The following is a 16,014-nucleotide window of genomic DNA, read 5'->3' on the forward strand; positions in this document are numbered from 1 at the left end:
CCGCGGGTGACTGAAAAACGCTAGTCCTTCAGCATCTCGATCGTGCCCGTGTCGAGATCGTAAATGCCGCCGACAATCTTCAGCTCGCCCGATTTGACCATCGCCGACAGCGCCTGCGAAGCGGCAAGATTTTTCATCACCAGCTTCACATTCTCGCGCACCGCATTTTCGACCGGATCGCCCGGCATGCCACGGGTTGCGCGCACCGCCGGGTACAACTCTTTGAGCATCGGGCCGACGTTTTCGTTATCATAACTCTCGACTGCGGCGGTCACCGCGCCGCATCGGCGATGCCCCAGTACCATCACCACCCGCACGCCGAGATGCTTGACCGAGTAGTCGAGGCTTTCGATTACCACCTGGTCGGCGCTGTTGCCCGCCACCCGCGCGGTGAATATATCGCCAAGTCCGCGGTCAAAAATTATCTCGGGCGGCGTCCGCGAATCCGAGCATGCCAGCACCGCGGCGAACGGATGCTGTCCCCTGGCCAGTTCGGCGCGCCGCGCCGGCGTCTGATTGGGATGTTCCAGCTTGCCGGCAACGAAACGCTGATTGCCCTCGAGCAGCAGCTTGAGCGCCTGCTCGGCACTCAGCGTAGGCTCGTGGGCCGCGGCTATTGCCGCGCGTGTCGTAGCGATCGACAGCGCGGCCAAAGCCAGCACCATCGATATTCTCAGCATGATTCTCTTATGTCGAATCACCGTCGCTTCTCCCTGTCTGTTTTACGGTTTCGAACGCTTCGCACTTCGGCATTGACACGGCGCGGCTATTCGCCAGTATTGGTAGCGATGCGACATAAATCCAGCACCAGCGTAGTTTCCATACCCGTGACCAACCCGGCGAGGCGAATCCTGTTTGCGCTCGTGCTCGGCGTCTTCGCTCTCATCGGTGCGGGATGCATGGGCGATCAGATCGACGCCACCAAGCTGTTGGTTCAACAGCAACAGGAGCAGCTCGAGCATCAGCAACAGGAGATCGAAGCCCTCCAGGTGAATCAGAATCAGGGCTACACACCCGGCGCCGCGGCGTCTTCTCCGGGCGGATGCGACAAAGGCGTCGAAACGGCTGCGAGCCAGCGCGGCGGCGACCGCTTTGCCGCCGGCGACTTCTCCAAGGCGCTCGGATATTACCAGGATGCGCTCTCGGCCTGCCGCACTGACCCCCGAGCCGAGGTCAACGTGGCGCGCACCTACGAGGCGCTCGGCAACAAAGTCGCCGCCGTCAACCATTATAGAAAGGCGGCAGACAACAACAGCGCCGTTGTCAGCGACGCCTCGGAAGAGGCCAGGCTTGCGCTCGAACGCATGCAAGCCTCGCGGCTGCCCTGATAGCGGACGGCGCCCGCGAGGGCCGCCGACGCGACGGATCGGCAATCGTCGATTGAAGACTTGAACAATGCCGCAGAACCAACCGCAGGAGTGTCAGTCTAACGACACAGATAGGAGAGTAGGATTGCGAGCCGTCCTGCTCTCGTTGACCGTTCTTGCGACAACCAGCGCCGTCCAAGCCGTCATTTTTTTTCTGACCGGAAGCGTTGCTCTGCTAACCGACTTAATTCACAACACCGGCGACGCGCTGACGGCCGTACCGCTCGCAATATCGTTTGTTCGACCCTCCCGGCGCGCATCGCGCAACGCGGAACTATTTGTTCTTGGTGCAATCCTCGTAAGTGCGGTGGCTGCGGGAATTGAGGCCATAAGGCGCGTCGCAGGCGGCCGCCCCCCAGATCACTTGCTCGTGCTGGCTGCGGGTGGCGTGGTCGGAGCAATCGGTAACTGGACAGCCGCTCAAATCCGCACCCGGACGGGACGCGCGATAAACAACGCAGCTTTGATGGCGGACGGCGACCACGCCCTGATCGATGCGTTCGTGAGCCTTGCCGTGGTGTTGAGCGCGCTGCTGGTTTATCTAGGCTTTTCGATTGCCGATCCGCTCATCGCGCTTGCATCGGTGGTAATCATCGTCCTCATCACGATTCATGCGTGGCGGATCATCGCCTCGAATTAGACACTACCCGCCTGAGGTTGGTTCTGCTCGTCCCGCTCGGTAGTCTCGATAGTGGAGTGACGCGCGTCGCTCCCCATTCCCATGGACGATGGCAACAATGAATCTTCCGACCTGACCGGCTCGCGCCCCCGCCGAATTGCAATTATCACTGCCGGCGGCGACGCTCCCGGGATGAACGCCGCCATTCGCGCCGTGGTCCGCAGTGCGACGGTCGCCGGAATCGAGGTGATTGGTTTCAGACGCGGCTACGAGGGCCTGATCCGCGACCTGGCCGAGCCGCTGGGCAGTCGTTCCGTCGCCAACGTAATCCAGCGCGGCGGGACCTTCCTGGAGACCTCGCGCTCGGTCGAGTTCCGCACTCCCGCTGCCCGAGGGCTGGCAGCCCGCAACTTGAAACGTCACCAAATCGAGGCGCTCATCGTCGTCGGCGGCGAGGGCTCGATGATCGGCGCGACAATCTTCGGCGCCGAAACGGGCATTCCGGTCTTCGTCATCCCGGCCTCGATCGACAACGACATCCCCGGCACCGACTACTCAATCGGCTTCGACACCGCGGTCAACACCGCGCTCGATGCGATCGATCGCATTCGGGACACCGCATTCGCCTACGAACGCGTCTTTTGTGTCGAGGTGATGGGCCGGGACTCGGGTTTTATCGCATTGGCGGTTGCTCTCGGTGCTGGCGCCAAGGCGGTCGTCGTCCCCGAGATTCCGTTCAACCTCGACGACATCTGCGATCGTGTCGAAGACAGCCATCGCCGCGGCAAACGCTCGACGATTGTCGTGGTCTCGGAGGGACCGCGCACCGGGGGCGTCATCCCGGTCGCCGAGGCGCTTACCGCCAGACTGCACATGCAGGCGCGCGTGGTTGTGATCGGCCACGTCCAGCGCGGCGGAGCGCCCACGGCCAGGGACCGCTTGCTGGCGAGCCGGATGGGCGCCGGCGCCGTCAAGGCCATTCTCGACGGCGCCGTGCCTTCACTAATTGGCGAGGAGCGGGGCGCGATTGTTTGCGTTCCGCTAGGCGAGGCGGTCAATCGGCGCCGCCTGCTGGACCCATTGCTGATCGATCTCGTCCATCAGCTCTCCACCTGAGTCTTGCCTCGTCCCAGTTAAGCTGCCGCGTCCCACGCCACTTCCGCGGCGCTCGGAGTGACACAAAAAAGTTCTAACAGGCCCCTACGACTTCGCTCAGGCTAAACTCCGGCCGCATCTTTTCTTGATACTAAGGTGCAGGGGTTACCCCTGCAAATCCACGGCGGGTTTCACCTACGATTAAGTTCCGCGTCTGCGCCTCTCGCCATCGCGTCGCAACAATGCGATAAATCTCAGCGAAACCTCCGGGAGGAAATTTTCATTTTGAACAATCCATTCAGTGTCGAAGGCAAAGTTACGATCGTGACCGGCGGCGGGACCGGAATCGGCGAGTCGATCGCCAAGGAGTTCGCGCTGCGCGGTGCGCCGGTGCTGATCGCCAGCCGCAAGCTCGAAAACCTCGAGCGCGTGCGCGACGAAATTCGCAAGGCAGGCGGCAAATGCGAGATGACCCAGGTCGACGTCCGCGACGCCGAGCAATGCGACAAGATGGTGGCGGAGGCGGTCAGGCAGTTCGGCCGTCTCGACGTGCTGATTAACAATCACGGCGCCAGCATCGCGGCGCCGTCGTTGAATCTCTCGCCCAACGGATGGCGCGCGGTGGTCGGAATCAATCTCGACGGCGTGTTCTTCTGCTCCAAGGCGGCGGCCCGCCAATTCATCGAGCAGAAGAGCCCCGGCTCGATCGTCAATATCTCTTCGACTGCGGGCGTGCATGGTTCGCCCTTTATGCTTCCGTACGGCGCGTCAAAAGCGGGCGTCATCAACCTGACTGTTTCTCACGCCAGCGAATGGGGCTCGATGGGCATCCGTGTCAACTGCATCGCGCCCGGCCCGATCGATACCGAAGGCGCCGCGCCGCGCGTATGGCCAAATCCAAAGGTCAAGGAGATGGTTGCGCGATCGCGCGCGCTGCAGCGCTTCGGCCGCGTCGAGGAAATCGCCTACCCGTGCATCTTTCTTGCGTCCGACGCGTCGAGCTACGTTACCGGCGCGCTGCTGATTATCGACGGCGGCGAAGGCATGCGAATTTCCGAGTAAGTGGACAAACCGATCGAGCAACAGTAAGTAATTCCCTCGACCCTAGCGAGAGAGGTTGATTGATATGGCTGACAAGAGCGCCGTCGGGAAAACCGGCAAACCATTCAAGATGCACGTCGATTGGAGCAAGGTCCGCGAGTTCGCCCGCGCGATCAAAGACCCCAATCCGCTCTACTTCGACCCGGAACTGGCGAAGAAGGAAATGGGCGGAATCCCCGTACCGGTCACGTTTCTGCAGACCAGCGCGTTTTGGACCGACGAGAGCTCCAGCCCCGGCTTCGGCGGCTTCGACTTGCGCCGTATCCTGCACGGCGAGCAGGAGTTCGAATTCTTCAAGCCAATCTTTGTCGGCGACACGCTGACCGGCGTTTCCAAAGTCGCCGACGTGCTCGAGAAGGAAGGCGGTCGCGGCGGCAAGATGACGCTGCTGATCACGGAAACCGAGTACACCAACCAGAAGGGCGAGAAAGTCGCGATTGCGCGCTCAACGCTGATCGAGACCGGACAAGCGGTCAAAGCGTAATCGGGCGGCCCGCGCAAAACGATTCAATCGGAAGATCAAAATGGCAAAACTCAAATTCGATTCGATCAAAGTCGGCGACGAGATTCCAAAAATCGAGATCAGAGGCGTGACCCGTCCCGATTTCGTCCGCTATGCGGGCGCGTCAGGCGACTTCGTCCCACTGCATTACGATCAGACCTTTGTCGAGGCGGCCGGAATCCCGACCGTCTTCGCGCAGGGGATGTTCACCGCGGGCCTGCTCTCGAAGGCCGTCACCGATTACGCCGGCGTCGGCAACGTGCGCCGCTTCCAGGTGCGCTTCGCCACGCGGGTATGGCCCGGTGACGTCGTCACCTGCACCGGCAAAGTCACCAACAAGCTCGAGAAGGACGGCGAGAAGCAGATCGAGGGCGACTTGATCGTGCTCAATCAAAAGGGCGAGCCCGCGATTCGCGGCAGCTTCCGCGCCGCCTGCGCGTAGGCAGCACCCCGGTCAGGAGAGCAAAGGGAAGGGTGCAGGGCTTGGCGCCTGCCTGTGGATGGAATTGTTCAAGGATTGTGGATAGTTAGCGCTTAAGTTTGCTCTTTCGCTTGATAAGCTGGGCAGAATCCAGCAAAGAAGACGGATAAGTTTTACTCTGGCTGGGCGGGTGGGCTTTCGCAGGCCGGCTTGGAGGCGCAACATAGTCTTTGATGGGGGAACCCAAGTACATCATAGTCCACGGCCATTTTTATCAGCCGCCGCGCGAGAGCCCATGGACGGGTTTGATCGGTCCTGAGCATGGCGCTGCCCCGTTTCCGAACTGGAACGAGCGAATCTTGAGCGAATGTTACACGGCCAACGCTCATGCCCACACGATGCAAGGGGCGGTCGTTCACGTTCGCAATAATTACGAGTCGCTGAGCTTCGATGTCGGGCCGACGCTGGCCGGATGGCTGCAGACGCACGGCAAGGCCGCGTATCGCGCGACGATCCGCGCCGACGCGATGTATGCCGATGCGCACGGCGGCCATGGCAACGCAATCGCGCAGTCGTACAGTCATTCGATTTTGCCGCTGTTGCCGCCACGCGATCGCGAGCTGCAGATCGCATGGGGTATCGACGATTTCGTTTTCCGATTCGGCCGCAAGCCCGCCGGGATGTGGATCCCCGAGTGCGCCGCCGATGACGACACGCTTGCGTCGATTGCGGCGGCCGGGATCCGGTTTGTCATGCTCGCGTCGGATCAAGGAAAGTTCAGCGGCCCGGGCGCCGGGTCGCGCAACGCCGGGCCGTTCCAATGGCGCAGGGGCGATTTGAGCCTGGCAGTGTTCCGCTTCGACCGTGAGTTATCCACCAGCGTCTCCTTCGGCAACGGATTGGCCGACGGCGCCCGGCTGGCGGACGGGATTGCCGACACCGCGCTCAAGCTGGAGCCCGGCGCCGCGCTGATGTTAGCCACCGACGGCGAAACGTTTGGCCATCATAATAAACACGGCGCCGCGGAGCTGGCGCGCGCCCTGATGGCGCTGGAGCGCCGCGACGACGTGGTGCTCACCAATTGCGCGGACTACCTGGCGGCGCATCCCGCGGCGGGATCATTCGAGATTGCGTCCGCCAGTTCATGGAGCTGTCCGCATGGCGTCGAAAGGTGGCGCTCGAACTGCGGATGCCGCCACGATCCGAACACCTCGCAGGAATGGCGCGGGCCGCTTCGCGCCGCGATGGATTTCGTGAAAAACCATGCCGAGGCGACTTACGATCGCTTCGCCCCGGCGATTGTGAAAGAGCCCGGCGCGATCCTGCGCGACGCAATCCGTTTGCTGATCGATCCGAATCCCGCCGTCCACGAAGAGTTCTTCAAGCGCTTCGGGGTTGCCGACGAGAGCAATCGCGAAGCGCTGCTGGGGATGTTCGAAATGGTTTGCGCGGGGCAGGCGGCGCTCACCAGCTGCGCGTGGTTCTTCGACGATTTCGGAGGCTTGGAGGGGCGCGTCGTGCTCAGATGGGCGGCGCGTGCGGTGGAACTCGCGGCTGAGCACTCGGCGAGCATCGAAAATGAACTGCTCGAGCGGCTGCGCGGAATCAATTCGAACCGGCGCGAGAATGGCGACGCCGCGACCCTGTACTTAAGCTTGAAAACGCGCGAAGCTCGCGGTCGCGTGTGACCTCCAAGCTTGATCGACAGGTGCTCGTGCGATGTCTCCGACCGAAGCGACTCATATCGATTCGACGCTGACCGAATCGCGCAAGTTTCCTCCCCCCGCCGAGTTTAGCGCGCGCGCGTGGGTCAAAAGCTTCGACGAGCACCAGGCGATCTGCAGGCGCGCTGACGCCGACCCGGAGGCGTTCTGGGCCGAATGCGCGCGCAACCTTGATTGGTTCCGGCCGTTTGACAAAACGCTGGAGTGGAATTTCCCGCATGCGAAGTGGTTCGTCGGCGGCACGATCAACGCCGCCTACAATTGCCTTGATCGCCATCTCGACGGCCCGCGCCGCAACAAAGCCGCGCTGATCTGGGAGGGCGAGCCGGGCGACTCGCGCGTGCTGACCTACCAGATGCTCGCCGATGAAGTGGGCAGGTGCGCCAATGCGTTGAAGAGCATCGGCGTCAAGGACGGCGACCGCGTCGCGATCTACATGCCGCTAGTGCCGGAGGCGGCGATCGCGATGCTGGCGTGCGCGCGAATCGGTGCGATTCATTCGGTGGTCTTCGCCGGCTTCTCGTCCGAAGCGCTGGCCGATCGGATCAACGACGCGCAAGCGAAGGTCTGTATCACTGCGGACGGCGGATGGCGCCGCGGGCAAATCGTCGAGCTCAAGAACAATGTCGATGAGGCGCTGAAAAAGTCTCCATCGATCCGGAAAGTCGTCGTGCTCAAGCGGGTCGGCAACAAGGTCGAGATGCGCAAAGGGCGCGACCTGTGGTGGGACGAGCTGGTTCCCGCGCAAAGCCCACGATGCGATGCCGCCGCGCTCGACGCCGAGCATCCGCTCTACACGCTTTACACCAGCGGCACCACCGGCAAACCCAAGGGCGTCGTGCATACGACCGGCGGCTACCTGACCCATGTCCTGATGACGATGAAGTGGGTGTTCGACTTGAAGGAGGACGACATCTACTGGTGCACCGCCGATATCGGATGGGTTACAGGCCACAGTTACACCGTGTACGGGCCGCTGGCCGCGGGCGCGACGGTGGTGATGTATGAAGGCGCGCCGAACTTTCCCGGCAACGATCGCTTCTGGCAGATAATCGCGAAGTACCACGTCAGCATCTTCTACACCGCGCCCACTGCGATACGGACCTTCATCAAATGGGGCGACGCGTGGGTGAAAAAGCATGACCTGTCCAGTCTGAGATTGCTCGGCTCGGTCGGCGAGCCGATCAATCCCGAAGCGTGGATGTGGTACCGCAAAGTTATCGGCGGCGAGCGATGCCCAATCGTCGATACGTGGTGGCAGACCGAGACCGGCGGGATCATGATAAGCCCGATGCCCGGCGCGATCGCCACCAAGCCCGGCTCCGCGACGTTTCCACTTCCCGGCATCGCGGCCGACGTCGTCACCCGCGAGGGCAAGAGCGTCGGCGCCAACCAGGGCGGCCTGCTGATCGTGCGCAAGCCGTGGCCCGGGATGCTGCGAACGATCTACCGCGACCCCGAGCGCTACAAGAACAATTACTTTGTCCAGATCGACGGCGCCTATTTCACCGGCGACGGCGCGCGGCGCGATCAGGACGGCTACTTATGGATCATGGGCCGCGTGGACGACGTGATTAACGTGTCGGGCCATCGGCTCGGCACCATGGAGATCGAAAGCGCGCTGGTTTCGCATGCGGCGGTTGCGGAGGCCGCGTGCGTCGGGCGCCCCGACGAGATGAAGGGACAGGCCGTGGTCGCATTCGTCACGCTGGAGGGCGGGCGCAAGGGCGATGGCAGGTTGCGCGACGAATTGCGCGCGCACGTCGTCAAGGAAATCGGCGCGCTGGCGCGGCCCGACGACGTCCGCTTTACCGAGGCGCTGCCGAAAACGCGCAGCGGCAAGATCATGCGGCGTCTGCTGCGGCAAATCGCGTCGGGCGATGATACGCTTGGCGATACGACGACGCTCGAGGATTTGTCGGTGCTGGCCAGGCTGCGCGATGATGACTGAGCAGGAAAACCGAAGAGCTTAATTTAAGGAGAGTCTGATGCCGGATAAGACGTACAAGATAATCGAGGTTGTCGGGGTGTCGGAGGATAGCATCCAGCAGGCGGTGCGCAACGCATTAATCAAGGCCCGCCGGACTATACGGAATATCGACTGGTTCGAGGTCAATAATATTCGCGGTTCGGTGAACAAGGCGGGCGATCCGGCTTTTCAGGTGGAAGTGCGGATCGGATTCCGGCTGGAGGGCGACGCCGCGGTTTGAAAAGGGCTCTCGGGAAAGGATTTGATTACCTGCTCCGGCGGCCTGATCGTTTGCGGCAGCGCAATTTCTCTTACCCGCGGGGAGAATACGATCGGAACCGCGGTTGGCAGACGATTGCGCGCGCACGTCGTCAAGGAAATCGGCGCGCTGGCGCGGCCCGACGACGCTCGAGGATCTGCGGGTGCTCGCCAAGCTGCGCGATGATGAGGAGTAGGGGGCAGGGTAAATCACTAATCGAATGTGAAACCCGCCGTGGGTTTGCAGGGGTGACCCCTGCACCCAATGTTAAAACAATGATGCAGGCGGAGTTTACCCTGAGTACTCGAAGGGCCCGGTTGGAAGGGGTCGGGGAAAGAGTGAGCGCGCGATGGCCCTACCTTCTTTGACTGCGTAGTTGGTGCCCCGGTCTTCCGGGTAAATCTGGGCCATCGTCGCGATATAGAATCCGCCCAGGGGCGTCTTTGCAGGGGGAATGAGCTCGCGGTAGCCGCGCACCACGATCGGCTGCGCGTACTGGGCGCGCCAAACATGATGGCGGCGAATCCAGTCGCGGGTCAGATTCGGGAACATGCGGCGGAGATGGGGAAGTGAGTATTCCAGCACTTCCTGGTCACTCATGTGATAGAGCGGCTCATCCTCGGACAGATACTTCGACAGATAGACTATGTGGCGGCCGCCGTAGGTTTTGGCCGGTTCAAAGTTGGTATGCTCTATGACACCTATGAATGGGAAGCTCGGATCGTTCACATTGAGCCAGTAAGTTTCGGAAAGGCTGCGGTCAAGCTCGAGGACGAGGCAGAGATTTGCGAGGTAGTGAATCCTGCGCAACCGCTCCGGGTAGCCCGCCGGAACGTGAGGGCCGAGCAGTTCGGCAATGATTGGCAGCGCCGGGGTCGCAACTACCGCGTCGGCTTGGATCACGCCGCGGGAGGTCACGAGGCCGGTGACGCGATTGCCATCGACTATCAGGGAACTCGCCTGGACTGCGGTCCTAATCTCACCGCCGGCCGCAACGATTGCCGACGAAAGCTGGCGGGCCAGGGCCGCGAAACCGCCGCGATAGTAGACCAGCACTTCCTTTCCTTGCCGGTTTCGGCTTCCGCCCCTGAGCTTGAGCTTGTTCCAGAACCACACCGCCGAAACGTCGGGCGCGTACGATCCGAACTTGCCGCGCAACAGCGGCTCCCAGACGGTTTTGTAGACCGCATCACCGCCCAACCGCGAAAGCCACTGCTGGGCGGTAAGAGACTCCAGCGCTCGCCAGTCCTTGACCGCTCGCGCGCGCAGGACCAGCAGCCCCAAGCGCACTCGATCGGCGTACTTCAGGGGCGTGAACCTCAGCACATCAAGCGGCTCGCTCAGCCTGAAGAAATTGTGGGCGAAGTACATCCCGGTTCGAGTCGGCCGGTAAACCAGATTCTGCTCGCCGCCCAAATCCTTGACGAGTTGCATAATCGCGGAATCATTAACAAACCAATGATGGTAAAATTTTTCGAGCCGCTCTCCGTTCACCTCGAACGTGCCGGCCAGCCCGCCTACCTCGGCGTCCCGCTCCACTACGGTTACTCCGACTCCAAGGCGGGTCAGCTCATAAGCGGCAGCAAGGCCCGTGAACCCGCCGCCGATGATGACAACATGCATGTCGATGTCCCCGCCCAGGGATGCCCTCTCAGATGCGATATTTGGGCTCGAGCCGGAAGAGGAGAATCGAGTAGCCGGCGCGAGCAAAGGGCCGGTAGTGTTTGTCGAGGTAGGCCATCGCGTCAGCGAACGGCATCATCTGCGGCTTGCCGTCGAAGTCCACACTCATCAGCAAGGGGTCTGCGCCGGGGAGCCGGGTGTAGACGCCCACCAAGTTGGTAACGCTAACCGCCACTACATCTCCCTGCTGCAGGCTCATAGTCTCTTGTCGCGGGCGCCAGCAGCAAGCCACACGCGGCAGCGCAATGTAGGGGACGCCGGCCTCATCGGGACTGGCGGTTCCAAAGTAGCTGAACTTGACGCGCTGCAGGCCGAGCCGGCGACACAGCCGGGCAAGCTCCTCCAAGTCCTGGCCCCAGTCGCAGTTGGAATCGGCGAGGTAATGATAGCCGTACGTCGGCCCCCCGGCGAGTTCGTTGAAGAAGGACAGGAAATGGGGCGCGACCCGCCAAGTGCCCACTGCGTACCAACCGAGGAGCAAGAGCGCGATCGGCCGCAGACCGCGTCGGCCCCAAAGAGCGGCCGCCTGCCGACCGCCCCAGATGCATAGGAGCGGAAGCAGTGGCAGAAGATGACGGTACCCGATGTTGAACCTGAAGGCCATGGCAAGCGCCAAGTAAACTGCGGCGGGCAAGGCGAGGGCGACGAGAGCGGGCCGGGCGTAGGCCTGGGGACCGCGAATGAAAGGCGTCGAGAGGAGCAGCAGCAGAAGCGGGAGCGGCGTCTTCAATAGGAGGGCTACCGGAAAGTAGTACCACCAGCCCCCGGGCTTCGCGCGTCCGAAGAGGAACGACATCTGGATGGTTTGCGGGAGATGAATCATATTCGCGACCCCATCCACGAACCCGTCGGGCAGTAGGCGGTGATCGCGCGCTGCCACCAGCACCGTGCGCAGCGGCCCCTCCGCTACCAACTGCTCGACCGGCGGTGGATAGCTGAGCGCGGGGGTTGTTCCGTTGGCGGCCTTGAAGCCAAACACGGCCCACAGCACCAGCCACGATGCGATCGCGACGGCACCCGTGAGCATCAACAGCCGCCCGCCAAGGCGGCGCGCCGCGCGGTGATCGTGCCGGAGGAGGTGATCGAGCAGAATCGCGAGCGCCACCACGGCCGCCATTACGAACACGAGCGGGAAGCTGTACTTCGTGACTGGCGCTACGGCCAGGGCGGCGGCGGCCAGAGCGCCGCGGCCAAACGTAGGCGAACGAAGAAAATTCCACGCTGCCCATAGGGCGAGGGTCGCTACCAGGCTGATGGCGAGATCAAGGTTGGCATAGTGTGAGTGGGCCAGCAGTTCGGGATTGAGGGCGTACAGGAAGAGGGCCGCAAACCCGCAGGTAGTTCCCCATAGCTGCCTGGCCCAAAGGAAGACCGCCAGACCGAGTATCGCGCTGAGCGCCACGAACGGGAGACGCGCACGCCAAACCAGCAGCCGCCCCTGCCCCTGCCCATAGAGGAAGGAGTAGCCGAAACCCCAACCGTCGCCGTTCTTCCATGCGGGTTCCTCAACGGGTAGGTGGGGGCGAAGCGGGCTGATTGCCAAACCAGCCAGCATCGGCATCAGCGGCGCGGTGACCGGCGTCAGGCGATAGTCGTGGAGCATCAGCCGCGCGTATCCGCCGGGGATGATGGTCGTTTCGTCGTAGGTGGCCGATTCGCGGCTTGCGCTCCAGATTGAAGCGGAAACGTGAAGGAGCAGGAGAACTGCCACCGCGAGCATCCCCGGCGCGCCGATGGGCCTTTGCACAGCGCCTTGCGCAAGAAGCCGAGAATCGCTTCGCGTTGATCCCTCGACGGAGCCTGCCCTCAGCCATACCGAAGGGGCAGTTGGAGTTAGACTTGAGTCCTGTCGAAGGGCTCCCGATGACAAGGAAATCGCTTCGCGTTGGTCGCTCGACTCCGCAAACTCCGCTCGGGATGACAAAGGGCGGGCGGTTTCACCGGAACGGCGAGGGGAGCAGCCCCCCTCGCGCTCCTCTCCGCGTCTGAATCGATGAACAATAAGATCCATAGTCAGTTCACTTGCAGATGACTTACCAGTTCGGTGACGCGAGCGGGATCGATAATGACTATTGCCGCCGCACCGACGGCGAACATGATCGCGAACCCCGCCATCAGGCGCAAATAGAAGGCCGGCTGATGGCTGGTCTCGGCGACGGCGGACTTGAAGATCGCGTTGACTCCGGCCGCCAGCGTGAGACCGATCACTGCGTCGCGCGCCGCGCTGGTGCCTGCCTGAACGAAAGACGCCAGCGTCAGCGAGATCGCATCGACGTCCACCAGTCCGCTGATAGCCGAAACCGCCATCTGGCCGCCGTATCCCGCGTAATGTTTGGCGACGCGGGTAACCAGCAGCACGACCGTGAATCCCACGCCGAACTCGAGCGCGGGGCGGATCGAAAATGGGTTGCGGAAGGTGGAATCCGCAACCGTGCCGCCTTTTTTCAATCGTGCAGGGGCCAGTATCAGGGCGGCGGCGAAACCCGCGAGCATCATCGCAGCGAAAGCGGGGATCGCGGCGATCGCGAGCGTCGGGCTGACCACCGCGACAAGCAGCAGCATCCGCGGGAATAGTATCGAATTGGCTATCAGCGAGTAGCGGGCCGCCGGCACGGCAGACTCCGGCGCGTCGGCGACTGCGCGCGAGATCCCGGCAGTATAGGCGGTCGTCGAGGCGATTGCACCGACTATCGCAGTGAGTAATTCGCCGCGCTCGCTCCCGGTAAACTTGGTCAGGAAATAGCCTACATATGAGACGCCGGATACGAGGATTACGAATAGCCAGATTTTGCGCGGCTCGAAAAATCCGAATGGTCCGTAGCTGCCGGCCGGCAGCAGCGGGTAGATGATGAAAATCAGGCCGAGAAAACTCAGCGTATCGATGTATTCGCGGTCGGAGATCGCGTCGCGCACAAAGTGGCGCAACTGATCGCGCTCCGCCAGAATCGCCGCGAGCACGATTCCGAGCCCGGCGCCGAACTGACGGTCCGGCGTAAGGCACAGGCCGGCCAAGGTGAAGGTCGCGGCTGCGGCGAGCTCGGTGGTGATTCCGATGCGCTCCGGATGCTGTGCGCGCATCACGAGCAGGGCGCCGATCGTGCCGGCGAACAATGCGATCGCGACCGCCGGGTTGCCGACGTGGCCCGCGACCGCGCCGAGCAGCGCGATTATCAGGAAATCGCGTATCCCGGGACGCGGCGGATCGTCGGGTCCGGGTTCTCGCGTACGGCCGACCAGGAATCCGATCGCCAGCGCGAGCAGGAATCCCAAGGCAGGTGAGTTGGGGCCGGTCAACTCGGGCATCGACAGGAGGATAGCAGGGGTGACCCCTGCACCCAATATTAAGGCCGCGCTCCGTTGTCGCGCGCGGCCCCTGCCGCGGGCGTTGCTCAGCCGCGGACGCGCTCGCGGGCGAAGATCGCGCGCTCTTCGGCGTTCATCTTCTCGCGGATGCGCGATCCTTTGCCGAGATGCCGATACTCTCCACCTTCTGAAAAATATTCCTCGTACGGCAGCGCGGGGATCGGCTCGGGCGGCGGCGTGTCCGTGATCTTCACGCCCAACGCCTCCTCGACCAGGCGGCTGTCGTACATCCTGACGGCGTCGTAGTCCGTGAGCAGCGCGCATACCTCGACGCAGATGTAGCATCCGATGCATTCCTGGAAGCGGTTCTGCACCGGCTGCATGCCGCGTCCCGGCACCGAGCCAGGCGCGAGGTGCTCGATGCATTGGACGGGGCAGAACTCGGGGCATTTGCCGCACGGGAAGCACAGGTTGACGTCCATGAAGGCGACTTCGCGCGGGCGTTTTTTCTTGCGCGAAATCTCGTCGGGAGTTTCCGGGACGCGATCTTCCTTGAGACGGCGCTTGATTATGTCGATTGCATCCATCGCTAACTATTCGACACCGGGAGCGAGAATGGCGTCAAGCGCGCAAGTGCAGCCGCGCGAGCTTACTTCAACGCCGAGACTCTGCCGTCGGCGGACGCCACGTAAACCTCGCCCGACGGCGACGCCGCGAGCGCCGTCACCTTGCCCGCGCTATGCGACGACCATCCGGGCGAGCCGTCAGCGCCGAGCTTGGTGATCGTTCCGTCGGCTGCGGCTACGTACACGTCGCCGGCGGAATCGACGGCCAGAGTGTTCGCGCCCGGCGCATAGGCCTTCGAGCTCCAGCGTATCGAGCCCGAGGAATCGACGGCGTAGAGCGCTCCGGCTCCGAAGTAGGCCTGTCCGATCGGATCGATTACCGGTCCTGCTATCGGCGCTCCTGCGCCAGCGACGCTCCAGTCCTGCGCGCCGGTGTCGGAATCGACGGCGTACAGAGTTCCGGTGCGCGAGCCGCAATATACGGTACTTCCTGCGAGCGCCAGATTACCAGCGAATCCGCCGGCCGGCGCAAAGCTCCATAGCTGCGACCCGGTCGTCGAATAGGCGGTCAGATCGCCGCCCTCGGACGCGATCATGACTCCGCCGGGGATGATCACGCCGGCATTAGCCGCGGTCGCCGGGATACTCCAGTTGATTTGTCCGGCAGAGCTGACGGAGACGAGATTGCTGCCGACGCTGACATACGCTGCGCTATCGCCAGCCGCCAGCGGCACGCCTGCGCCTCCAACCTGCACCTTCCAGCGCGGGACGCCGTCAGGCGTAAGTCCGTAGAGCCAATCGGTGGTGCCTTGCACGATAATCGTGCCGTCGGGCGCGACGACGACTGCGGACGTTGCGGCGGGACGATCGAAAATCTGATGCCCGCGCGAATCGATCGCGTGGAGCATCGCGTCACGCGTGATGAAATAGGCTTCGCCGTGAATTCCCGGCGTGATCGGTCCGGCGACCGGCGCGTCGCTCTGGAAGGTCCACTGCGCGATCGGCGACGTAACGGTCGCCTCGGCCGTCGGCATCAGGTAGTCGAGTTCGGCGCTGCCGCGAACCTTGGGCGTTGCGGTCGCGGTCGGGGTCACGGTAGGAGTGGGGCACGGCGGACAATCGGTGGTCGGGTTCACCTGGATGGCATACTGCAAGCTCGAAATATTGGCGGCGCTCGCGCTGATACAGGTGCATCCCGTAGCCGCGCCCTGGTAAACCCCGCCGTTGCCGGCCGCGGGATTGTTCACGATGCCGGACGGATTCGAGCCCCAGAAGGTATTGGGCGCGTTTGTGATGTCCTCGTATTCGGTCAGGTTTCCCTTGACGAGAACGCCCTGCGCGCCGAACTGGACTATGCCGTTGACCGTCGTGGTGGAAATCGCTTCCGGCGGTGAGCACGCGGTCG

The 16,014-nt window shown here is 62.8% G+C and carries 15 protein-coding genes; 9 read left to right on the plus strand and 6 right to left on the minus strand.

The genetic code is table 11. The annotated features are described in order from the left end of the window. Window positions 1-20: 20 nt before the first annotated feature. Complete coding sequence (locus tag VIO10_RS11250; protein ID WP_331963867.1) at window positions 21-680, minus strand: carbonic anhydrase; 660 nt, start codon at window positions 678-680, stop codon at window positions 21-23. A gap of 108 nt (window positions 681-788) precedes the next feature. Between VIO10_RS11250 and VIO10_RS11255 the strand changes: the two genes are divergently transcribed. The 9 genes from VIO10_RS11255 to VIO10_RS11295 all read left to right on the plus strand — a co-directional run bounded on the left by VIO10_RS11255 (window position 789) and on the right by VIO10_RS11295 (window position 9,039). Further along, window positions 789-1,328 (plus strand): hypothetical protein, encoded by a 540-nt coding sequence (locus VIO10_RS11255; protein WP_331963870.1) that lies wholly within the window; start codon window positions 789-791, stop codon window positions 1,326-1,328. Window positions 1,329-1,395: 67 nt separating this feature from the next. Continuing rightward, a complete protein-coding gene (locus VIO10_RS11260) occupies window positions 1,396-2,007 on the plus strand; it encodes a cation diffusion facilitator family transporter (protein WP_331963873.1) in 612 nt (203 codons plus the stop codon). An 81-nt stretch (window positions 2,008-2,088) separates the two neighbouring features. Then, on the plus strand, window positions 2,089-3,102 hold the full coding sequence (pfkA, locus tag VIO10_RS11265; RefSeq protein ID WP_331963876.1) for a 6-phosphofructokinase: 1,014 nt from the start codon (window positions 2,089-2,091) through the stop codon (window positions 3,100-3,102). A gap of 264 nt (window positions 3,103-3,366) precedes the next feature. Continuing rightward, window positions 3,367-4,143 carry a glucose 1-dehydrogenase gene (locus tag VIO10_RS11270; RefSeq protein ID WP_331963879.1) on the plus strand — a complete coding sequence of 259 codons (777 nt, stop codon included), beginning with the start codon at window positions 3,367-3,369 and terminating at the stop codon, window positions 4,141-4,143. 64 nt (window positions 4,144-4,207) lie between these two features. Next, window positions 4,208-4,666 (plus strand): MaoC family dehydratase N-terminal domain-containing protein, encoded by a 459-nt coding sequence (locus VIO10_RS11275; RefSeq protein ID WP_331963882.1) that lies wholly within the window; start codon window positions 4,208-4,210, stop codon window positions 4,664-4,666. A gap of 40 nt (window positions 4,667-4,706) precedes the next feature. Then, window positions 4,707-5,126 carry a MaoC/PaaZ C-terminal domain-containing protein gene (locus VIO10_RS11280; protein WP_331963885.1) on the plus strand — a complete coding sequence of 140 codons (420 nt, stop codon included), beginning with the start codon at window positions 4,707-4,709 and terminating at the stop codon, window positions 5,124-5,126. 212 nt (window positions 5,127-5,338) lie between these two features. Beyond that, window positions 5,339-6,793, plus strand: a complete 1,455-nt coding sequence (locus tag VIO10_RS11285) for a DUF3536 domain-containing protein (protein ID WP_331963888.1) — start codon at window positions 5,339-5,341, stop codon at window positions 6,791-6,793. A 31-nt stretch (window positions 6,794-6,824) separates the two neighbouring features. After that, window positions 6,825-8,780 (plus strand): acetate--CoA ligase, encoded by a 1,956-nt coding sequence (gene acs, locus VIO10_RS11290; protein WP_331963891.1) that lies wholly within the window; start codon window positions 6,825-6,827, stop codon window positions 8,778-8,780. Between the two features lie 37 nt (window positions 8,781-8,817). After that, a complete protein-coding gene (locus VIO10_RS11295) occupies window positions 8,818-9,039 on the plus strand; it encodes a dodecin (protein WP_331963894.1) in 222 nt (73 codons plus the stop codon). A 309-nt stretch (window positions 9,040-9,348) separates the two neighbouring features. On the opposite strand, the gene VIO10_RS11300 is transcribed toward VIO10_RS11295, so the two are convergent. The 5 genes from VIO10_RS11300 to VIO10_RS11320 form a co-directional block, all read right to left on the minus strand. After that, window positions 9,349-10,680: an NAD(P)/FAD-dependent oxidoreductase gene (locus tag VIO10_RS11300; RefSeq protein ID WP_331963897.1), complete on the minus strand. Its 1,332-nt coding sequence runs from the start codon at window positions 10,678-10,680 to the stop codon at window positions 9,349-9,351. 28 nt (window positions 10,681-10,708) lie between these two features. Beyond that, window positions 10,709-12,460, minus strand: a complete 1,752-nt coding sequence (locus tag VIO10_RS11305; RefSeq protein ID WP_331963900.1) for a glycosyltransferase family 39 protein — start codon at window positions 12,458-12,460, stop codon at window positions 10,709-10,711. A 293-nt stretch (window positions 12,461-12,753) separates the two neighbouring features. Continuing rightward, window positions 12,754-14,043 (minus strand): DUF4010 domain-containing protein, encoded by a 1,290-nt coding sequence (locus VIO10_RS11310; RefSeq protein ID WP_331963903.1) that lies wholly within the window; start codon window positions 14,041-14,043, stop codon window positions 12,754-12,756. 86 nt (window positions 14,044-14,129) lie between these two features. Next, window positions 14,130-14,630, minus strand: a complete 501-nt coding sequence (locus VIO10_RS11315) for a hypothetical protein (protein ID WP_331963906.1) — start codon at window positions 14,628-14,630, stop codon at window positions 14,130-14,132. Window positions 14,631-14,692: 62 nt separating this feature from the next. Then, window positions 14,693-16,014, minus strand: a 1,322-nt coding sequence (locus VIO10_RS11320; RefSeq protein WP_331963909.1) for a PQQ-binding-like beta-propeller repeat protein, incomplete at its 5' end; no start/stop codon positions are given.

The sequence above is a fragment of the Candidatus Binatus sp. genome, assembly GCF_036567905.1.
In the GTDB taxonomy this organism is placed as follows: Bacteria; Desulfobacterota; Binatia; order Binatales; family Binataceae; genus Binatus.